18 protein-coding genes are annotated in these 20207 nt (G+C 73.3%); 5 read left to right on the top strand and 13 right to left on the bottom strand.

From position 1 onward, the window contains the following. Positions 1 to 85: 85 nt before the first annotated feature. The 3 genes from FKN01_RS12015 to FKN01_RS12005 all read left to right on the top strand — a co-directional run bounded on the left by FKN01_RS12015 (position 86) and on the right by FKN01_RS12005 (position 3597). Positions 86 to 499, top strand: coding sequence for an SsgA family sporulation/cell division regulator (locus tag FKN01_RS12015; RefSeq protein WP_143619433.1), 414 nt, complete (start codon positions 86 to 88; stop codon positions 497 to 499). Between the two features lie 317 nt (positions 500 to 816). Beyond that, positions 817 to 2448 carry an ABC-F family ATP-binding cassette domain-containing protein gene (locus tag FKN01_RS12010; RefSeq protein ID WP_143619431.1) on the top strand — a complete coding sequence of 544 codons (1632 nt, stop codon included), beginning with the start codon at positions 817 to 819 and terminating at the stop codon, positions 2446 to 2448. Between the two features lie 174 nt (positions 2449 to 2622). Beyond that, positions 2623 to 3597 (top strand): acyl-ACP desaturase, encoded by a 975-nt coding sequence (locus FKN01_RS12005; protein ID WP_143619429.1) that lies wholly within the window; start codon positions 2623 to 2625, stop codon positions 3595 to 3597. 33 nt (positions 3598 to 3630) lie between these two features. On the opposite strand, the gene FKN01_RS12000 is transcribed toward FKN01_RS12005, so the two are convergent. Then, complete coding sequence (locus FKN01_RS12000) at positions 3631 to 7038, bottom strand: hypothetical protein (protein WP_143619427.1); 3408 nt, start codon at positions 7036 to 7038, stop codon at positions 3631 to 3633. 72 nt (positions 7039 to 7110) lie between these two features. Here FKN01_RS12000 and FKN01_RS11995 point away from each other — a divergent pair, with 72 nt between their 5' ends. Further along, positions 7111 to 8028 carry a chitosanase gene (locus FKN01_RS11995; protein ID WP_143619498.1) on the top strand — a complete coding sequence of 306 codons (918 nt, stop codon included), beginning with the start codon at positions 7111 to 7113 and terminating at the stop codon, positions 8026 to 8028. Positions 8029 to 8143: 115 nt separating this feature from the next. On the opposite strand, the gene FKN01_RS11990 is transcribed toward FKN01_RS11995, so the two are convergent. The 4 genes from FKN01_RS11990 to ligD form a co-directional block, all read right to left on the bottom strand. Next, positions 8144 to 8398, bottom strand: coding sequence for a WhiB family transcriptional regulator (locus tag FKN01_RS11990; RefSeq protein WP_143619425.1), 255 nt, complete (start codon positions 8396 to 8398; stop codon positions 8144 to 8146). A 122-nt stretch (positions 8399 to 8520) separates the two neighbouring features. Next, positions 8521 to 9471, bottom strand: a complete 951-nt coding sequence (locus tag FKN01_RS11985; RefSeq protein ID WP_143619423.1) for a multicopper oxidase domain-containing protein — start codon at positions 9469 to 9471, stop codon at positions 8521 to 8523. Positions 9472 to 9616: 145 nt separating this feature from the next. Next, on the bottom strand, positions 9617 to 10678 hold the full coding sequence (locus FKN01_RS11980) for an ABC transporter permease (RefSeq protein ID WP_143619421.1): 1062 nt from the start codon (positions 10676 to 10678) through the stop codon (positions 9617 to 9619). Next, positions 10675 to 11685 (bottom strand): non-homologous end-joining DNA ligase, encoded by a 1011-nt coding sequence (gene ligD / locus FKN01_RS11975; protein ID WP_143619496.1) that lies wholly within the window; start codon positions 11683 to 11685, stop codon positions 10675 to 10677. The genes FKN01_RS11980 and ligD overlap by 4 nt, the downstream gene beginning before the upstream one ends. Positions 11686 to 11782: 97 nt before the next feature. Between ligD and FKN01_RS11970 the strand changes: the two genes are divergently transcribed. Further along, the gene (locus FKN01_RS11970; RefSeq protein WP_143619419.1) at positions 11783 to 12847 is read left to right on the top strand and encodes an ATP-dependent DNA ligase; all 1065 of its coding nucleotides are present in this window, start codon (positions 11783 to 11785) and stop codon (positions 12845 to 12847) included. Positions 12848 to 12878: 31 nt separating this feature from the next. Here FKN01_RS11970 and FKN01_RS11965 read toward each other — a convergent pair whose 3' ends face one another. The 8 genes from FKN01_RS11965 to FKN01_RS11930 all read right to left on the bottom strand — a co-directional run bounded on the left by FKN01_RS11965 (position 12879) and on the right by FKN01_RS11930 (position 20206). Beyond that, the gene (locus tag FKN01_RS11965) at positions 12879 to 14084 is read right to left on the bottom strand and encodes a lytic transglycosylase domain-containing protein (protein ID WP_143619417.1); all 1206 of its coding nucleotides are present in this window, start codon (positions 14082 to 14084) and stop codon (positions 12879 to 12881) included. 27 nt (positions 14085 to 14111) lie between these two features. Next, complete coding sequence (locus FKN01_RS11960) at positions 14112 to 14861, bottom strand: nuclear transport factor 2 family protein (protein WP_143619415.1); 750 nt, start codon at positions 14859 to 14861, stop codon at positions 14112 to 14114. Positions 14862 to 14894: 33 nt separating this feature from the next. Further along, a complete protein-coding gene (locus FKN01_RS11955; protein ID WP_143619413.1) occupies positions 14895 to 15425 on the bottom strand; it encodes a nuclear transport factor 2 family protein in 531 nt (176 codons plus the stop codon). Positions 15426 to 15500: 75 nt separating this feature from the next. After that, positions 15501 to 16133: a hypothetical protein gene (locus tag FKN01_RS11950; RefSeq protein WP_260696857.1), complete on the bottom strand. Its 633-nt coding sequence runs from the start codon at positions 16131 to 16133 to the stop codon at positions 15501 to 15503. Next, complete coding sequence (locus FKN01_RS11945; protein WP_143619411.1) at positions 16130 to 16651, bottom strand: hypothetical protein; 522 nt, start codon at positions 16649 to 16651, stop codon at positions 16130 to 16132. The genes FKN01_RS11950 and FKN01_RS11945 overlap by 4 nt, the downstream gene beginning before the upstream one ends. Further along, positions 16648 to 17910, bottom strand: coding sequence for an MCE family protein (locus FKN01_RS11940; protein WP_143619409.1), 1263 nt, complete (start codon positions 17908 to 17910; stop codon positions 16648 to 16650). Before FKN01_RS11940 ends, FKN01_RS11945 begins: the two co-directional genes overlap by 4 nt. Further along, on the bottom strand, positions 17910 to 19079 hold the full coding sequence (locus FKN01_RS11935) for an MCE family protein (RefSeq protein ID WP_143619407.1): 1170 nt from the start codon (positions 19077 to 19079) through the stop codon (positions 17910 to 17912). The genes FKN01_RS11940 and FKN01_RS11935 overlap by 1 nt, the downstream gene beginning before the upstream one ends. Then, on the bottom strand, positions 19076 to 20206 hold the full coding sequence (locus FKN01_RS11930) for an MCE family protein (protein ID WP_143619405.1): 1131 nt from the start codon (positions 20204 to 20206) through the stop codon (positions 19076 to 19078). Before FKN01_RS11930 ends, FKN01_RS11935 begins: the two co-directional genes overlap by 4 nt. Position 20207: the final 1 nt, after the last annotated feature.

Genomic DNA, 20207 nt, shown 5'->3' with positions numbered 1-20207 from the left:
CGTCTCCCGGTGCACGGATCGGCGGCTTCCGTCGTCTCCACGGGTGCCGGGAACCGTTCGTCCGGTCGCGAGAGGGAGCAGGTTCGTGTCCACGGTCATCGAAGAGTCCGTACAGGCCCGCATGGTGGCGTCCGCGCCGCGGATGGAGACGCTGCCCGCCGTCCTGAGCTACGACTGGGCGGACCCCTTCGCCGTGCGCATGGCGTTCCCGGCGCCGGCGACGCTGGAAGGGAGGGAGGTGTCCTGGCAGTTCTCCCGGGACCTGCTCGCCGCCGGGATGGAGGTCCCGTCGGGGCTCGGGGACGTACGGGTCAGGCCGTTCGGCTACGACCGTACGGTGCTGGAGTTCCACGCGGCCGAGGGCATCGCCATGGTGCATGTGCGCACCGCGGACCTGCGGCGGTTCCTGCGGCGGGCCGAGGATCTGGTGCCCCGCGGCCACGAGCACCGCTTCCTGGACCTGGACCGGAGTCTGACCGAGCTGTTCGGTCCCCGCTGAGTCCGCGACCCGCCCGCGCGCGGGGGCCGTTAATTCGATTGCTCCCTCCTACGGCCCCGCGTAACGTTCCCGGTGTCCTTGTCGTCGCCGATTGGAGCAGGCCGTTGAAGGTCTGAGGTCCCGAGACACCGTGTCGCGTGCCATGACCGGCCTGTGCCGTGTCCGCGCGCCCGAGTGCGACCTCAGCTCTCCGAGCCGTCCTCCGCGACCAGGGCCTTCCCTCCGCGATCCCGGAATTCCCCCCGGAACGCGTCGAACGCCAGTGGCCGGTGTCTCGTCCCGTTGCCCTGTCCTTCCTCGCAACCGGGAGACTCCTCATGTCAACCCCCACCGCCCACCTCACCTGCTCCGCCCTCTCCCTCGTCTGGCCCGACGGCGCCCGGGCCCTGGACGGCCTGAATCTGTCCGTGGGCCCCGGCCGCACGGGGCTCGTCGGCCTCAACGGGGCCGGCAAATCGACCCTGCTCCGGCTGCTCGCCGGGGAACTCGAACCCACCGAGGGCCGGATCAGCGTGTCCGGCGACGTGGGCCATCTGCCGCAGAACCTGGTCCTGGACACGGAGTTGCGCGTCGACGCCGCGCTCGGGATCGACGCGGTCCGCGCGGCGCTGCACGCCATCGAGTCCGGTGACGTCGGCGAGGAGCACTTCGCCGCCGTCGGCGACGACTGGGACGTCGAGGAGCGGGCCCGGGCCACCCTGGACGGGCTGGCCCTCGGCCACATCGGGCTCGACCGGACGATCGGCGAGATGTCGGGCGGCGAGTGCGTGATGCTGCGGCTGGCCGCGCTGCTGCTGGCCCGGCCCGACGTACTGCTGCTCGACGAGCCGACGAACAACCTGGACGTGTACGCCAGGCAGCGGCTGTACGCGGCGGTCGACGCCTGGCAGGGGGTGCTCGTCGTCGTCAGCCACGACCGGGAACTCCTGGACCGGGTCGACCGGATCGCCGACCTGCGGGACTCGACCGTCACCTGGTACGGCGGCAACCTCTCCGCCTACGAGGAGGCGCTGGCCGTCGAACAGGAGGCGGCCGAGCGCATGGTGCGCGTCGCCGAGGCCGACATGAAGCGGCAGAAGCGCGAACTGGCCGAGGCCCAGGTGAAACTGGCCCGGCGCAAGCGGTACGGGCAGAAGATGTACGAGCAGAAGCGCGAGCCCAAGGTCGTCATGGGGGCGCGCAAGCGTGCCGCGCAGGAGTCCGCGGGCAAGCACCGGATCATGCACGCGGAGCGGCTGGCCGAGGCGAAGGAGCGCCTGGACGACGCCGTCGGACTGGTCCGCGACGACGACGAGATCCGGGTCGAGCTGCCGCACACCCGGGTCCATCCGGGCCGGGGCGTGCTGGTGCTGCGCGATCTGGAACTCGCGTACGGGGCACGGGTGCGGGGCCGGTACGAGGTGCGCGGCCCGGAGCGCATCGCGCTGGTGGGGCGCAACGGAGCGGGCAAGACCACGCTGCTGCGTACGCTCGCCGGTGAGCTGGCCCCGGTGTCCGGGGAGGCGGTGACCGAGGTCCCGCTGCGCTTTCTGCCCCAGCGGCTCGATGTGCTGGACGACGGGCTGAGCGTGGTGGAGAACGTGGCGCGGTTCGCCCCGGACGCCACCGGCAACCACATCCGGGCGAAGCTCGCGCACTTCCTCTTCCGGGGCGCGCGGGCGGACCGGGCGGTTGGGACGCTGTCGGGCGGTGAGCGGTTCCGGGCGGCGCTGGCCGCACTGCTGCTGGCCGAGCCGGCGCCCCGGCTGCTGATGCTGGACGAGCCGACGAACAGCCTCGACATGGCGAGCGTGGCGCGGCTGACCGAGGCGCTGGCGGCGTACGAGGGGGCGCTCGTCGTGGCCAGTCACGACGTGCCGTTCCTGGAATCGCTGGGCATCACCCGCTGGCTGCTGCTCGACGGCGAGCTGCGGGACACCACGGCGGAGGAGGTGCGTGCCGGGCTCTGACGCGGGAAAACGGGGGGTGTGAGCCGGGCCCGGCACACACCCCCTTCGCGCTCTGATCACGCGGAGTGAGCACCACTCGCCCGTTCGGGCTTGGCCAGAGCCTTACCGCCGCTTTAACCTACGGTCTCGTAACCTACGAAGCCGTAGGTAGCCCTCCCGTCCCCAGGAGCCCTCGTGACCATTACTTCTCCCCACCTCGGCAGTTCACAGGCGTGGACCGATGCCCACCTCCTGTTCGCACTGGAAGAGGTGGTCGAGAAGGAGCTCAACCGGCACCTCAAGGTCGCCAAGGACTGGATGCCGCACGAGTACGTCCCCTTCTCGGACGGGCGCAACTTCCCCGGCGTCTTCGAGGACGGCGAGGCGTGGCAGGCCGATCAGTCCAAGGTCACCGACATCGGCAGGATCGCCCTCGTGGTCAACCTGCTCACCGAGGACAACCTCCCCAGCTACCACCACGAGATCGCCACGCTCTTCGGGCGCGACGGCGCCTGGGGCACCTGGGTGCACCGCTGGACGGCCGAGGAGGGCCGGCACGGCATCGTGATGCGGGACTACCTGCTCACCTCGCGCGCCGTCGACCCGGACAAGCTGGAGCGGTTCCGGATGGCGCACATGGCGGAGGGCTTCGAGTCCGACAACCGCCACTCGATGCTGCACTCCGTGGCCTACGTGGCCTTCCAGGAGCTGGCCACCCGAGTCTCGCACCGCAACACCGGGCACCAGTCGGGCGACCCGGTCTGCGACCGCATGCTGGCGCGCATCGCGACCGACGAGAACCTGCACATGGTGTTCTACCGCAACCTGCTGGGCGCGGCGTTCCAGCTGGCTCCGGACCTGACCATGCAGTCGGTGCGCGATGTCGTCGTGAACTTCCGGATGCCCGGCCACGGCATGCCCGGCTTCGAGCGGGCCGCCGCGCAGATGGCGATCGGCGGCATCTACAACATGCGCATCCACCACGACGACGTCATCCAGCCGGTGCTGCGCTATCTGAAGGTGCTCGACATCGACGGCCTGGGCCCGGACGGCCTGAAGGCGCAGGAGGAGCTGGGCCTCTACATGCACGGCCTGGACACCGAGGCCGCGAAGTTCGACGAGAAGCTGGCCGCGCGGAAGGCCCGGATGGCCGCCCGCGCCCAGGGCTGACCACCACGCGGAGGTGACGCCCCGGGAGGCCGCTCACTCCCGGACCGTCACCTCCGCGTACGCCGCGTCGCGCACCTCCGCCTCCGGGTGGCGCCGCAGCAGCCGGAGCTGGGTCCGCCACGGCCCGGTCCACCCCGTGTGCCGTCCGCCGGCCGCGACCAGCCGCACCGCCAGCAGGCCGTGCGCGAGGCCGCCGTCCTCGGCGAGGCGCCCCGCCACCTCGAGCAGCGTCGCCGCCCCGGCCTCGTCCTGGGGGACGCCGTGGCACGTGGCGTACCGGAGGGCGACGCGGGCGGCGAGCACGGGCCGGCCGGTGACCAGCAGGGCGACGCGGTCCAGCGCGGCGTGCAGCGCGTCCGCGTCGCCGGCCGGGTCCACGGCCCCGGCCAGCAGCTCGGCGGCCTGCGGCACGTAGTCGCGGTGGCGGGCCAGCAGGTCGCCGGCGGCGGCGAGGACGGGGCGCAGGGCCGCGTCCGGGCGCGTCCCGGCCGCCGAGGCGAGGCGGTTCACCAGGTGCACGGCCCGCTGCCGCTCGGGCCGGTCGCGGTCGCTGCCGGCGTCGTCCATGGCGACGGAGTCCGTGAGCGTGCCCAGCGCGCCCAACAGCGCCTGCGCGGCCTCCCCGGAGGCGGCGGGCGCCGCACCGGCCAGCGCTTCGGCGGCCGAGCGCCAGGAGCGGCGGCGCGCCAGGTCCGTCGTGGCGGCGGCCAGCACCTCGCAGATGCCCGGCTCCCACGGTATCCAGCGGGCCACCACGGCGTGGGCGGCGGCGGCCAGCTCCTCGTCGTCCGTGCCGCACACCTCCCGCACCAGGCGCGCGTAGCCGGTGCGGTGGGCGCCCGGCAGGTCCATGGGCCGCACGCGCAGGACGGCGGTGCGCAGCACGGCGGGCCCGGCGGCGGCGTCCGCGAGCAGCCGCCACATCCGCGCGTCGCCGAGCAGTTCGATGGCCCCGGCCACGCAGGCGGCCCGGACGTCCGGGTGCTGGCCGGGATGTGCGTAGCCCTCCGTGACCAGGTCGGCGGCGGCCCTGCGGGGCAGCCGGGCCACGGCGAGCCGGACGGCCTCCTTGCGGCTGGTGACCTTGCCGGTGCCGGGGGCCAGCCGGGCGCGGAGCATCGGGGCGAGGACGGAGGGGCGGACGTCCCGCGAGGCCCGGCCGGCCGCGAAGACGGCGACCCTGGCCCGGTCGTCCCCGGCGTGGGCGAGCAGGGTGGGCAGTACCTCGGGGGCGCGGTCGGTGTGGCCGAGCGCGGTGAGCGCGGCCTCGGCGAGCACGACGTCGTCGCAGCCGGTCCACTCCCCCAGCGCCTCGGCCCCGGTCCCGGGGACGCGGGCCAGGGCGGCGACGGCGCGCGCCCGCCCGTGGAGCGGGAGCTTTCCGTCGCGCGCCGCGTGGCGCAGGGCTCGTTCGGCGGCGCGGTGCTGGCGCGGCACCCAGCGGCGGATCTCGGGCCCGGGGTGGACGGTCCAGGGGCGGCCGGGCGTCAGGAAGCGGCCGTGCGGCGGCGGGGTGGCGAGGTAGGGGTCGAGGAGATCGGTGCGGGTGCGGGTGAGCACCGCCTGGACCTCGGGCAGGGTGCCGGCGGAGGGGTCGAGCGCGAGCAGCTGTTCGACGCGTGCGCCCCGGTCCGCGTCCGGTTCCAGCCACAGCCGGACGGCGGTCCGCGCGGTGGTGACCGAGCCGAAGCGGATCGCCTGCCACAGCAGGTCCTGGAGCTCGGGCAGCCCGGCCGCGCGGCGGCCCAGCGCCCGGACGAGCGCGAACGCGAGCCCGTAGTCGCTCTTCTCCGCGCCCGCCTCCAGCCAGGGCCGCAGCGCCTCGAACACGTCGTGCTCCTGGCCCCTGCGCAGGGTGCGGTCGAGCCGTCCGAGGTCGGCGCCGCCGGTGTTGCCGGAGATCCGGACCAGGGTGCGCAGCGACCAGCTGACCAGGCCCTGTCGTCGCCCGGCGGACGGGCATGCGTCGCCCGGGTCCGGGGCGCGGCGGCCGGTGACGGCGTGTTCGCGCAGCAGCCGCACGGCCAGGGTGCTGAGGGCGTGCCGGGTGGCGTGGGAGGAGTCGCGGGCTTCGACGGCGTCGGCCGCGATCCGGTCCAGGGCCGGTTCCATCGCCTCGGTGAACAGTCCGGCGGGGATGCCCGCGAGGGCGAGGAGGGCGGCCGAGCGGACGGGGTCCTGTTCGTTGCGGAGCCCGGCCATGTCGTCCAGGAGTACGGCGACGGGCCCGGGCGCGCCGGTGCGCCCGGCGTTGCGGACGAGCAGCGGCCAGACGAGGGCCCGGTCGGCGGCGGCCGGCCGGCGGGTGGCGGCCAGCAGCCGGTCCCGGACCTCGGCGGCCGGGAGGTAGGACTCGGCGAGCAGCACGGTGTGCCAGTCCTCGCCCCGTTCGGCGGCCCGGGCGGCCATGCGGCGCGCCTCGTCGGCGACGCCGCTGCGGGGCAGGGCGTCGAGCAGCGCCGCGTCGACGGCGGACCCGCCGGGGCCGCGTCCGGCGGTGACCGCGGTGTGCAGGGCGGTGCGCCGGCCGGGCGGGAGGGCGGTGAGGAGCCGGGCGAGACCGGCGGAGTCCTGGGCCATGGCCCGGCCCAGCTCCACGACGAGTTCTTCGGGCGCGGTGCGGGCCAGTCGGAACAGGACGCCGTCGGGCACCCCGCGCGCCCCGCGCTCCAGCATCGGCCGGGTCTCCGGGCACAGCAGCAGCCGGGCGGTCCGGGCCGGGTCGGCCGCGGCGAGGGCGCCGAGGCGGCGGGCCAGGGGCCACGGGAGGGTGGCGGGGCCGAAGCGGTCGAGCAGATCGAGGACGCGGGCGGGCCGGGCGGCGGCGGTGGCCGCGATCCCGGGTGCGTACCGCCGCCACCACTCCGGGCGCTGCGGCTCGGGCAGTTCGGCGAGCTGCCGTTCGACGGCGTCCAGGAGGGGGCCGGGGTGGCGGCGTCCCAGAGCGCTCCAGCCGCGTACGGCGTACAGCAGCTCGGGCAGCAGCCGGGTGACGGTGTCGGCGGGGCAGCCGGGCAGCAGCACGGCCGCCTCGGCGTCGCCCCAGTCGGCGCGCACCCGTTCGAGGAGCCGGACGGCGAGGCCGGTGCGCCCGTCGTGGACGACGGCCCGCAGCAGGCGGCGGCGCGCGGTGCGGGGCAGGTCGTCCAGGACCCGTTCGTATATTTCGTCCGGGATGCCCAGGCTCCGGGCGACCCGCAGGGCGTGGCCCTGCACGAAGGGGTCCGGGTCGGCGAGGTGCGCGGCGGTCCACTCCGCGTCGCCGCCGACGGCCGCCGCGACGGCGGCGATGCCCCGCTCGTACGGACCACCGCGGTTCAGCTCGTCCAGCACGGGGCGCAATTCCCCCGAAGCGGACAGAACGCGTGCCCGGGCGGCGAGTTCGCGCATGCGCCGGGGGTACGGAAGCGGATCGAGGGCCTTCAGCAGGGCATCGGTCATGGGGTGATTCTGCCGTGCGGGGGTGTGCCGCCCGGGGGCGGGCGGGGACCGTACGCTGTGCCGGTGAAACCTGTGACCCGCTTCGTTCTCATCGGTGCGCCGCTGGCGATAGCCGTCGCCCTCGTCTTCAACACCGGCGGCGACGACGCCGGGCTGCCCACGGACTCCCCCAAGGCCGCCGAGGCCTCGGCCACCGGGCCGGTGAACCCGGACCCGTTCGCGGCGGCGGACGACGAGGAGCGCGCGGAGATGAACAAGCGGGTCGACGGGGCGCCGGCCGGGCTCGCCGCGCCCAGGATGCGCGAGATCGCGTGGGAGCTGCTGGCCAGCGCGGAGGGCTCGACGCTGGACTGGCGCACCCAGTACGCGACGATCGAGGACAGCGGCGACGGCACCGGTTACGCGGCCGGTCTCGTCGGGTTCTGCTCCGGTACGCACGACATGCTCGCGTTCGTCGAGGCGTTCACCGAGGACCACCCGGACAACCCGCTCGCCCCGTACCTCCCCGCCCTGCGCAAGGTCGACGGGACCGGGTCGCACGAGGGCCTGGACCCGGGGTTCACCGGCGCGTGGCGGAAGGCGGCCGAGGACCCGGCGTTCCGCAAGGCGCAGGAGGAGGTCCGCGACAAGCAGTACTTCGAGCCGGCGGTGCGCCTCGCGAAGCTGGACGGCCTCGGCACGCTGGGCCAGTTCATCTACTTCGACACCATGGTGCTGCAGGGGCCCGGGCACGAGGCGGACTCCTTCTACGGCATCCGGCAGGCGGCACTGGCCGAGGCGGACACGGTCGCGGAGGGCGGCGACGAGTCGGCGTACCTGGACATCTTCCTGGACACCGCGCGGGCCGTGATGAAGTCGAAGAAGAACCAGCAGCACGACACCTCGCGCATCGACACCGCGCAGCGCGTCTTCCTGGAGGACGGGAACCTGGACCTGGAGCCGCCGCTGACCTGGAAGATGTACGGCGAGACGTTCCGCATCCCGTCGTGATCCGGGCCTGGTCCGCGCAGCCCCGGACCGGGCGTCCCGCCTGACCGGTCCGGCCCGGTCCGGGGGCCGCGTGCGGACACGGCGGAGGCCGAAGCCGCCCCCGTGCAGCGGGGTTTCAGGCCCGGGCGCGGCCGACTCTGCGCAGCCGCTCCCGCTCCTTCTCGGACAGGCCGCCCCACACGCCGAAGCGCTCGTCGTTGTCGAGGGCGTACTCCAGGCACGCCTGGCGCCCCTCGCAGGCGTTGCAGAGCTGCTTGGCCTCACGGGTGGAGCTGCCGGGGGCCGGGAAGAAGAACTCGGGGCCCGCCTGGGCGCACAGTGCTGTCTCCTGCCAGGAGAAGGCGGGGTCGGTCGCGGTGTTGATCAGCATGACGACCACAGTGCCGGGCCGCGATAAACGACTGATCAACGCCGCGTCAATGGCGCGTCCGCCCGGCCGGCGTGCCGGCACCGCGCGGGACGCCTCGGCGCGGCGGGCCGCCCCTGAACCGCCTACCCGTCGTGTCCGGGGACGGTGCCGTCCCGGTCGGCGACGAGGAGCATGCCGCCCATCCCCCGGTCGGCGTGGCTCTGCACGTGGCAGTGGTACATCCAGGCGCCGGCGCCCACGTGTTCGCCCGCGATCACCTGGAAGCCGAAGGAGTCCGCCGGGCCGACGATCTTCGTGTCGACCACCCGGCTCGGGTCGTCGGGCCCGGTGAGCGTGCCCGTACGGTTGTCGGCCCAGCGGTGACCGTGCAGGTGGAAGGTGTGGTAGAAGTCGCCGTGCGTGATCATGACGACTTCGAGCCGGTCGCCGAGCGTGGCGGTGAAGTCCGGGCTCTCCCCGGCCGGGGTGTTGTTGATCGACATGCCGTTGAAGACGATCGTGATCGTCCGGTCCGGCAGGATGTCGCCCCGGCGCCGGACGACCAGCGGTCCGTAGAGCCCTTCGCGGATGCCGACGGTGCCGTGGTCGGAGCCGACGGCGTGGTCGTGGTAGTGCCAGTAGCCCGCGCTGCCGGGCTGCCAGGTGCCGTCGCGGCGCAGGCCGGGGGCGTGGGTGCGCCAGGTGTACGTACGGGTGCCGCCGGGCTCGACGGTGCTGTGGTTCATCCGGGTGCCGTCGCTGGCGATGTCGTAGTCGACGCCGTGCGCGTGCAGCCCGGCCGGCACGTCCAGGGTGTTGACGAACTCGATGTGCAGGGTGTCGCCCTCGTTGAGCTCGATGAGCGGGCCGGGCACGGTGGCCTCGCCCTTCGCCAGCCCGTAGCCCGTCCGGCCGTCCGGCAGCTTCTCCGCGTACATGCGGATGTGCCGGACCACTCCCCCGGCGGGCGCCCGGCGGAGCCGGCCGGGCAGGGCGGCGGCGCTCGGCGCGGGCAGGGACAACGATGTCACCCCCGCCGCCGCCGCGACCGTGCCGCCCATCAGCATCCGCCGGCTGAGACTTCTGCGGTCCATGTCGAACTCCCCACTGCTGACGGGTGCTGCCGAGGATGTGGCGACGGGCCGTGACGACCCGGGAAAATCGCTTACCCACAGTAAGGAAAAGTCCGCCCCGGGACTGCCAAGCCCGGTGGGCGAGTCGCGAAATACGCCTACCCGATCAGGTGACCTTCGCCGCGTGCTGCGGCATGTGCGCGCGGCCGCCGGGGTGCCGGTGGCGCCACACCCAGAAGACGGTGCACGAGACCAGCGCCCAGGCCCCGAGGACCAGGTAGGGGAAGACCCGCTGGTGGCCCTGGTAGTAGACGGCGGTGTGCTGGGCGTTGACGGAGGCGCCCGGGGGGAGCCAGCGTCCGATGTGCCCGAGGACCGAGGGCAGCAGCGGCCAGGAGACGGCCCCGCCGGACGACGGGTTGCCCAGGAGCACCATCACGCCCCAGGTCGGCAGCATCGCCCAGCGGCCGATCAGGGTGTTGAACATGGTGAAGACCATGCCGGAGGTGAACATCGTGAACGCGAGGATCAGCCAGGACTCCACGAAGGGCAGGTCCACCGCGCCCAGCAGCCAGTCGACCACGGCGGCGATGGCGAAGGCGCCCAGCAGCGCGTAGAGGATCGTGAAGCCGATCCGCTCCAGCGGGATCAGGGCCCGGGCGTGCACGCTGAGCTGGATGGCGCCCACGAAGCCGATGATCACCGCGGCCAGCGAGATGTAGAAGAGCGCGAGCCCGCGCGGGTCGCCCTTCTGGAGCGGTTTGACGTCCTGCACGGCCACCGGGATGCCGAGCGCGTCGCCCACCTTCACGGCGGACTCGCCGAGCAGCTGGGCGACGGCGGCCCCGGAGGCCGCGGCCACGTCCAGAAAGACGCCCCGGTCCCCGGAGCGCACGATGGCGAAGACCTTCTGCTCCTCCAGCGCCTCGCGCGCGGCGGCCGCCGTCGGGTAGACCCGGATGACCAGGGAGGCGTCCAGGGCCTTGTCCATCCCGGCGACGAACTCCCGGCCGCGCGAGGTGTCCGGCTCGCTGACCACGGCGGTCGGGACGCTGTGCGGGGTCGGGTTGGCCATGGCGTAGGTGTAGGAGCCCGCGAAGAGCCCGGCGGCGGCGGAGAGGATGAACAGCAGGACGACCGCCGGGAAGTACGGGGACTCCTTGAAGCCCTGCCACTTCTGGCTCCGGGTCAGCGGACGGCCGTGCGCCCCGTGCTCCGGCTCGCTCACGCCTCGCCGCCCTCGTCACGGCGGGCGCGGCTCGGCTGCACGCGCTTCGGCTCGCCCGGCATCTTCGGGTACTCCGGCGGGTAGGGCAGGTCGCCGGGGCCGCCGTCGCTCGCGTGGCGGTCGGCGAGTTCGAGGAGCGAGTCCAGGCCGAACGCCTCCTGGTCCATGTCCGCGTGCACATCGCCGTGTTCCGCGTACCGCACGGGCATGGTGCGCAGGTCGAAGTCGCGGGGTTCGGCGTCGTCCACTTCCTCCCAGCGCAGCGGTGCGGAAACCGGGGCGTGCGGGAAGGGCCGTACGGAGTAGGCGGAGGCGATGGTGCGGTCACGGGCGGTCTGGTTGTAGTCGACGAAGATCCGCTCGCCGCGCTCCTCCTTCCACCAGGCGGTGGTGACCCGGTCCGGCATCCGGCTCTCCAGCTCGCGGCCGACCGCGATGGCCGCGCGCCTGACCTCGGTGAACGTCCAGCGCGGCTCGATGGGCACGAAGACGTGGATGCCGCGCCCGCCGGACGTCTTGGGCCAGCCGCGCAGCCCGTGCTCGTCCAGGACACCGCGCAGCTCGTGGGCGGCGCGGACCGCGTCGGCGTATCCGGTGCCGGGCTGGGGGTCCAGGTCGATGCGCAGTTCGTCGGGGTGGTCGGTGTCCCCGCCCCGGACCGGCCAGGGGTGGAAGGTCAGGGTGCCGAGGTTGGCGGCCCAGAGGACGGCGGCCACCTCGGTGGGGCACATCTCCCGGGCGGACCGCCCGCTCGGGAAGGCGATCGTGGAGGTGGGAATCCAGTCGGGGAGGTTCTTGGGGGCGCGCTTCTGGTAGAAGAACTCGCCCTCGACGCCGTCCACGAACCGCTGGAGGGTGGTGGGCCGGTCGCGCAGGGCGCGCAGGATGCCGGGGCCGACCGCGAGGAAGTACTCGGCGACGTCCCTCTTCGTGTAGCCCTTCTCCGGGAAATAGACCTTGTCCGGATGGGACAGCCGGACCGCCCGCCCGGCCGCGTCCAGTTCCACCGCTGTGCCAGCTGCTGCCATGTCGGCCACGGTAGGCCGGGCACACATATGCCGCATATCGGGAGACTCCGGTCGCCATACGGTCCACAATCGGTCCATGGACCTGCCGGTGATGCCGCCCGTGAAGCCGATGCTCGCCAAGTCCGTGAAGCGGATTCCGCCGGGCATGCAGTACGAGGCGAAGTGGGACGGCTTCCGGGCGATCGTGCACCGGGACGGTGACGAGGTGGTCATCGGCAGCCGGACCGGCAAGCCGCTGACCCGGTACTTCCCCGAAGTGGTCAGCGCCGTCCGGGAGAACCTGCCGGAGCGCTCGGTGGTGGACGGCGAGATCGTCGTCGCGCACGACGGCCGCCTCGACTTCGACCGGCTCAGCGAGCGCATCCATCCCGCCGAGTCCCGGGTGCGGCTGCTGGCCGGGCGGACCCCGGCCGCGCTGATCGCCTTCGACCTGCTGGCGCTGGGCGACGACTCGCTCCTGGACACCCCGCAGGCGGACCGGCGCACGGTGCTGGAGGCGGCGCTCGCCGGGGCGTCGGCGCCGGTGTATCTGGCCCCGGCCACGACCGACCCGGAGCGCGCCGGGGAGTGGTTCGAGCGGTACGAGGGGGCGGGGCTGGACGGCGTCGTCGCGAAGCCGCTCGACGCGCCGTACCGGCCGGACGTCCGGGCCATGTACAAGATCAAGCACGAGCGCACCGCCGACTGCGTGGTGGCCGGCTACCGCTTCCACAAGAGCGGCCCGGTCGTCGGCTCGCTGCTGCTCGGCCTGTACGACGACAGCGGCGCGCTCCAGCACGTCGGGGTGTGCGCGGCCTTCCCGATGAAGCGCCGCGCGGAGCTCCTCACCGAGCTGGAACCCCTGCGAACCGACGCCGACGACCACCCGTGGCGCGCCTGGGCCGAGGCCGAGGCGCACGCGGGCGCCCGGCTGCCGGGCGCCCCGCGCCGCTGGTCGGGCAAGAAGGACATGTCCTGGGTGCCGCTGCGGCCGGAGCGGGTCTGCGAGGTGGCGTACGACCACATGGAGGGCGACCGCTTCCGGCACACGGCCCAGTGGCGCCGCTGGCGGCCCGACCGTACGCCGGACGGCTGCACGTACGCGCAGCTGGAGGAGGTCGTGCGCTACGACCTCGGCCAGGTGCTGGCGGGCGGCGGCTGAGCCCTTCGGAACACCCGGCCGCCGCCCGGGCTCAGTCCGCCGTGGGCGGCAGGGTGGGGGTGGTGCAGGGCTCGTCCGTCTCGGTGGGGCCGGGCGAGGGCGAGCCGGTGGGCCCGGTGGTGTCGGCCGGGTCGGGCGCCGGGGCCGTGGTGCAGCCCGGGTCCGGCTTCGTGGTGGTCGGCTCGGGGTCTGGGGTGGTGCTCGGGTCCGGGGTGGCGGAGCCGGTGTCCGTGGGGTCGGGCGAGGGACCGGCGGTGTCCGTCGGGTCCGGGTCCGGCGTGGTGCTCGGGCCGGGGCCCTGGGTGCCGGGGGTGGTCGGGCGGGTGGTGGACGTGGGCTGCGGGCCGACCTCGATGCCACCGCCGTCGTCCTCGGAGCCGGACCCGCCCACGGGGTGCTCGGGCTTGTTCGGACTGCCCGCGCCGGGGCTCCTGGGGATGGGCCCCGTGCCGTCGGTGACCGGGTGGGTGCCCTTGCGGTAGAACTCCAGCCAGGACAGCACCGTGCGCAGATAGGTTTCCGAGTGGTTGTAGCTGAGGATCGCCCGGTTCATGTCGGAGGGGATCGACAGATCGCGCGTCCCCGCGCACAGGTAGGCCCCGGCGGCGAGCGCCGCGTCGTACACGTTGTTCGGGTCCCGGCGCCCGTCGCCGTTGCCGTCGCGGCCCCAGTGCGCCCATGTCGAGGGGATGAACTGCATCGGGCCGACCGCCCGGTCGTACGTCGCGTCGCCGTCGTAGGCGCCGCCGTCCGTGTCCGGGATGTCGGCGAACCCGGCGCCGTTGAGGACCGGGCCGAGGATCGGCGAGACGGTCGTGCCGTTCTTGTCGACCCGGCCGCCGGCCGCGTGCCCGGACTCGACCTTGCCGATCGCCGCCAGGAGCTGCCAGGGCAGCCGGCAGCCGGGGTCGCCGCGTCGCGTCGTCGCCTCGGCCTTGCGGTAGGCGGCGAGCACGGTGGCCGGGATGCCGGCCTCGGCCCAGGACTGTCTGGCCGCGGGGCTCTGCTTCTCACCCTTCTTCGGCGGCTTCGGGCTTTTCAGCGGCGGGAGTTCGGTGTGGTACGAGTCGTCGTTGGGGACCTCGGACCAGACGACGTCGTCCGTCTTCTGGCGCGGCTTCGCCGTCCCCTCGTGCGCGGCGAGCTGGGGTGCCTGGGACGCCGTGAGCGCGGCCATCGCGGCGACGGCCGCGGCGGTGCCGCCGAGTCCGCGGCGCATGGTGCCGTTGAACCTCATGCGTGCTCTCCTTGGGGGGTCGCCCGGTCACCGGGTGAAGGTGTCGATCGCGGAGATCCGCCAGCTGCCGCCCTTGCGGACCGCGTCCACGCTGAACATGGCGGCGGCGTACGTGGTCTCCTCGGACGTGCCGGTGCGGGTGTTGCGCTGGTCGGCGTAGATCAGCAGCCGGGCGCGGTCGCCGTCGAGCATCTCCACGCCGCTGTCGGTGACGGTCGTGGTGAGGACCAGCTTCTGCTTCGGCGCCTGCGCCCGGACCTCGGCGAGCATGTCCTCGTGCTGCTGGACCGCCTTGCCCGTCAGGTACTTCGTCACCGCCGTCTCGGCCTTGGCGGGTGAGGCGTAGTCGTACGAGAAGACCGCGCCGACGGCCTCGGTGATCTGGCCCTTCACCTCGCTGGTGCGGCTGATGTCGGTCAGGGCGGTGTTCTGCCGGCTCGGGTCGTCGCGCAGGCTCGCCGCCGAGGTGAACGCCCAGGCGGCGACGGCGCCGAGGAGCAGGGTGAGGACGCACAGGACGGCGGGCAGGCTCGGGCGCGGCCGGCGCCGGGCGGGGGTCTTCTGCGCCCCGGGCCCGTCCTCCTCCGGCCCGTCCTCCTCCGGCTCCTCCTCGTTCTCGTCCTCGGTGACCGCGTCGTCCGGCGCGGCGTCGGGCTTCTCCGGGTCCGGGCCGCGCCCGGTGCGGGGGCGGGGCGGGGCGGCCGTCGCGGCGCGCTCGGCGGCGGCGACGGTGGCCAGGCGGCGCTGACGGTTGACCAGGTGACGGGTGGTCGACATGTCCGGGTTCCTCTCGGTGCGGGGGCGGGGGTGTCAGCCGGCGGTGTTGCCGACGGGCGCCTGGCCGAGCGCGCTGAGCTTCCACCCGTCGGGGGTGCGGGTGAGCTGGCCGAGCATCCGGCTCTCCTTCACCGCGGGCTTGCCCTTCGGGGCGGTCACGGTCACCCGGAGCGCCACCATGACCCCGGCCTTCCCGGCCCGGTCGTCCAGCTCGGTGACCGCGCCGGCCAGCACCTTCGCGGTGCTGACGGTCTTCGCCTCCTGGATCTGCTTCACGAACCCGTCGCGTCCGTCGACCAGTTGCCGGTGCAGGTCCCCGGTGGTGGAGTCCTCCCAGCTGTCGAGCCCCTTCTCCAGCTGCGCGTGGTCGAGCGTGTTCATGTTCTGCACGGCCTGCTCCCCCGCCGCCAGCACCTCGTCGCGGGTCTGGGCGTACGCGGCCGAGCTGTCGTGTGCCGCCCGGTACCGGGACACCCCGCCCCAGCCCGCGGCGCCGGCCGCCGCGACCGTCAGCACGATCGCCGCCGCGACCAGCGGATTCCTCGTCATCGCTACCCGTGCCATCGCTGCCTCTCCCTGCCGGCGGTCCCGCCGTGCTGTGCTGTCGGTGCTCTGTGGTGCGGTGGTGCCTTGCCGGAGCTAACGGGAAGTGATCTCCACGATCGTCCAGTGCCCTTCGCGCAGTCGGGCCGTGACGGAGAGCTGAGCGGCCGCCTTGCTCGCGGCCTTCCCCTTGCGCTCGTAGACCTGGTCGAGGAAGACGAGCAGATGGGCGCTGTCGGGCGTCAGCCTGGTCACCCCGGCGCGCACGACGTGGGTGGTGAGGGTGAGCTTCTGGTCGGCCGACTGCTTCTCGACCTGGCCGAACAGTGCCGCGTACTGCTGGAGCGCCTTGCCGGCGAGCAGCTTCTGCGCGGACGCCTTGGTGGCGGCGGTGCCTTCGGGGCTGTACGAGAAGACCTTGCCGAGGGCGCTGGTGACCTCGCCGGCCACCTGGGCGGTCGCCGCGCTGTCGGTCAGCGCCCGGTTGGAGGTGGCGGGCGTGTCCCGCAGCTGCCTCCCCGCCACGTACATCACGGCCCCGGCGGCGAGCAGGGCGACGACGAGGACCGCGGCGAGGACGCGCGGCCACCGGCGGGCCGGGCGGGCGCCGGTGTCGTCGGTGTCCTCGGTGTCCTCGGGCGGCTCGACGGCGGCCTCGGGGGTCTCGGGGCTCTCGTCGGCCGCCTTCGCGGTGTCCTCGTTCTCCTCGACGTCCGTGTTCACGCTCATGCGCCGCTCCCTATGCCGAGCGCCGTGAGCGCCTTGATCTTCCAGCCGTCCCCGGTCCGGGCGAGCGTGGCCTCGAAGCGCTTGCGCTCGGTGCCCGCCTTGCCGGTGCGCGGGGTGACCTCGACATCGACGGTCGCGATCATCAGCGCGGTGCCGGTCCGCTCGTCCAGCTCCGTGAGCGCGGCGTCGGTGACCTTGCCGCGCGCGGTGGCGCCGGACGCCTTGAGGTCGGCGGCGTCCTTCTTCCGGGTCCGCTTCAGCTGGTCGTGCAGCGGGCCCGTGGCGGACTCCAGCCAGCCGGCCAGGCCCGCGTCCACGCTCGTCGCGTCCTTGCCGTCCAGGGTGTTCAGCCGGGCCAGGGCCTGCCGCCCGTCCGCGAGGGCGGCGTCCCGGCTCTTGGCGTAGGCCAGGTCGTCGTCGCCGCGCGCCTGGGCGTACGACCAGCCGCCCAGGGCACAGACGAGGGCCGCGATCAGCAGGACGGCCCAGCCGCCGAGGCCGCGGATACGGGGGTTCACTCGCCGTCCTCCTCTTCCAGGCCGAGCAGCCCGGCCATGCCCCGGGCCTCCGGTGCCGTGTCGGTCGCGGCGCCGAGCACACCGGGCAGCCGGTCCTCCTCGGTGTCGCCGAGGAGCAGCGCGCCGGCCTTCGCCGGTTCGGGGAGCGGGCCGCCCTTCGGGGCGTTGGCGCTGCCCCGGACGTCGATGCCGGTGCCGGGCGAGGCGGTGCAGCGGGCCTTGGTGTTGAGGGCGGGGGCGGGTGAGAGGTCGAGACCGTTGCGGTAGGTCGTGCCCTCGTAGCCCGCGGTGCAGGGCAGCGGCTCGAAGAAGGTGATCGACATGCCGAACCGGGCGCCGTCCTCGTCCACCGCGCTGGCCCCGGCGGCGGCGACGGCGGGCAGCTTCACGAGCAGTTCCTCCAGGCCGCGCTGCCGGGTGACGGCGACGTCGGAGGTGGTGAGGAGGTTGGCGACGACGACCCCGAAGCTGGGCTCGACGTCCCGGAGCAGTCCGCTGATCTGGTTCGTCGCGTCGGGGGCGGCGGCGATCAGCTTGCGCAGGTCGGTGTCGGACCCCTTGAGCTGGGCGGCCAGTTCCTTCGCGCCGGAGGCGAACCCCTTGAGCGCTTCGCCCTGTTCGACCTGGGTGCGCAGGACGGTCTTGCCGTCCTCCATCAGCCGGATGTTGACGGGCAGCGCGTCGTCGGCGGCGTCCACGAACTCGCTGCCGGTGTCCAGGAGGACCTGGAGGTCGTCGCCGCGCCCGCTGAACGCGGTGCCGAACTCGTCCACCACGGTGCGCAGGGACTCCAGGTCGACCGAGGAGGTGAGGTCGTTGACGCTGGTGAGGACGTTGGTGACGGGCGCCGGGACGGTGGTCTCGGCCTCGTCGATGACCGAGCCGTTCGCGAGGTAGGGGCCCTCGGTGCGGGTCGGCCGCAGATCGACGTACTGCTCGCCGACGGCGGAGAGGTTGGCCACGACCGCCTTGAGGTCGTCGGGGATGCGGGGCGCCGACTTGTTGATCCGCAGCTCGGCCTCGACGCCGTCGTCGGTGAGTTCGATGGCTCCGACCCGGCCGACCGACACCCCTCGGTAGGTGATGTTGGAGTGGGTGAAGAGGCCGCCGGTGCGCGGGAGTTGCATCTTGACGGTGTAGTAGTCGCGCATGCCGACGTAATGGCCGAGGTCGGCGTAGCGCACGCCGAGGAAGCCGAGCACCAGGACGGAGATGATGAGGAAGGCGATGTTCTTGAGCCGGATGGCGAGGGTGATCATCAGTTGCTCCCCTTCGAGTCCGTGGGCCGGCTCGTCGTCGGCGCCGAGGTCGCGGGAAGGGGCAGCGGCAGTCCGGCGCCGGCGACCGCCTGGGCCTGGGCGGGCGGGGTCTGCGTGTCGGGCTCGTAGGCGGGGATGATCTGGGTGCCGGGTTCGGCCGTCAGGTCGAGGTACACGTTGAGGTAGTCGCCCTTCACGCCGCGCAGCACCTCGTCGGTGAACGGGTAGGTGAGCAGCACCTGGAGGGAGTCGGGCAGATCGTTGCCCGAGTCGGCGAGGGCCCGCAGGGTCGGTGCGAGGGCCTTGAGGTCGGCAATGGTGTCCGCCTTGCTCCGGTTGATGGTGGTGACGGCGACGTCGGAGAGGGTGTCCAGGGAGCGGAGCATCGTCATGAGCGATCCGCGCTGCTTCTCCAGCACCTTCATGCCGGGGCTGAGCTCGGTGAGGACGGTGCCCACCTGCTGTTTGCGGCCGGCCAGGGTGCTGGAGAGCCGGTTGACGCCGTCGAGCGCGGCGGTGATGTCGCCGCGGTGGTCGTCCAGGTCGGTGACGAGCTCGTCGACCCGGTGGAGCATGGATTTGACCTGGGGTTCCTGCCCGCTCAGGGCCTTGTTGAGTTCGGTGGTGATGGTCTTGAGCTGCTGGACGCCGCCGCCGTTGAGGAGCATGGACAGGGCGCCGAAGACCTCTTCGACCTCGGGGTTGCGGTTGGTACGGGTGAGCGGAATGCGGTCGCCGTCGGCGAGTGTGCCCTGCTCCTTGCCCTTGGCGGGCGGGGTGAGCTGGATGTACTTCTCGCCGAGCAGGCTGGACTGCTCCAGGTGGGCGTAGGCGTTGGCGGGCAGGTCGATCCTGCCGTTGACCTTCATGGTGACCCGGGCCCGCCAGCCGTCGGGCGCCAGCGAGATCTTGGTGACCCGGCCGACGGCGACGTCGTTGACCTTGACCGAGGACTGCGGGGAGAGGCTGAGCACGTCCCCGAAGTCCGCGGTGATCTCGTACGGGTGGTCGCCGAGGTCGGCCCCGCCGGGCAGCGGCAGGTCCTCGATGCCGGAGAAGTGCGGGGCTCCGCATCCGGTGGCGAAGAGGGTGCAGCACAGGCCGAGCGCGATGAGTGCCGGCCCGCCCGTGGTGCCGAGGGCGGCGGGTCTGCGCGGTCTCCGGTTCATCGGTTCGCCCCCTTCGTGTCCTTGGCGTCCTTGTCGCCCTCGGCGTCCTCCGGCGTTCCGTAGACCGTGCCCACGGCCGGGAGCGGCAGCGTGGGCAGGGCCTTCTGCCGTTCGGTGTCCACCGGGGAGAGGCCCTGGAGGGCGAGGGAGGACTCGAGGAGCGGGCCGCCCATGCTGAGTTCGTTGAGGTTGGTCCGGCCGTTGAGTGTGCGGTGCTCGGGGTCGTAGGCGTTGAGGACGTTGCCCGCCGAGAGCGGCAGGACGTCCATCGACTCGGCCAGCGAGGCGCGCTGGTCGACGAGGGCCTGGGTGATCGGCACGAGCGCGTCCACGTTCTTCTTGAGCTCGCCCCGGTTGTCCTGGATGAAGGTCTTCACCTGGCCGAGCGCGGTGCCGAGCTCCTTGAGCGCGGCGCCGAGGTTCTTCTTGTCGTCGGCGAGGAAGCCGGTGACGGAGTTCAGCTGCTCCTCGGCGGCGCGGACGTTGCCGTCGTTCTCCTTCAGCATGGTGGTGAAGGTCTGGAGGTAGGACAGCGTGTCGAAGAGGTTGCCGCTCGACTTGTCCAGGGTCTTGGTCGCCTTGCCGAACTGCTCGATGGAGTCGCCGATGTCCTTGCCGTTGCCCTTGAGGTTCTTGGCTCCGGTGTCCAGGAGACCGGCGAAGGCCCCTTCGGCGTTCGCCCCGTCGGGGCCGAGCGCGGTGGACAGTTCGGTGATGGACGCGTAGAGCTGGTCGACCTCCACGGGAACCGCGTTGTTGGCGGCGGGGAGCTGGGCGCCGTCCTGCATGGCCGCTCCCCCGGTGTAGGCGGGGGCGAGCTGGACGTACCGGTCGGCGACCAGGCTGGGCGCGACGACGACGGCGTGTGCGTCCTTGGGGACCTGGACGCCCTTGTCGATGTGCAGGACGACCTTGACGTCCTTGCCGCGCGGTTCGACGGATTCGACGCGGCCGACGCGTACGCCGAGTATGCGCAGGTCGGACCCCGCGTAGACGCCGGTGACCTGGTCGAAGTAGGCGGTGACGGTGGTGCCGCCCCGCTCCTCCAGGGCCGAGGCCCCGGAGATGGCGGCGACGGCCACGACGACGAGGCCGGCGCCGATGCCGATGACGCGGGTGGGTCTCATC

Origin of the sequence: Streptomyces sp. 130 (genome assembly GCF_007096885.1) — a bacterium.
Classification (GTDB): Bacteria; Actinomycetota; Actinomycetes; order Streptomycetales; family Streptomycetaceae; genus Streptomyces.
The sequence above is the reverse complement of the archived record's forward strand: the minus strand, read 5'-3'. Positions and strand labels throughout refer to the sequence as shown.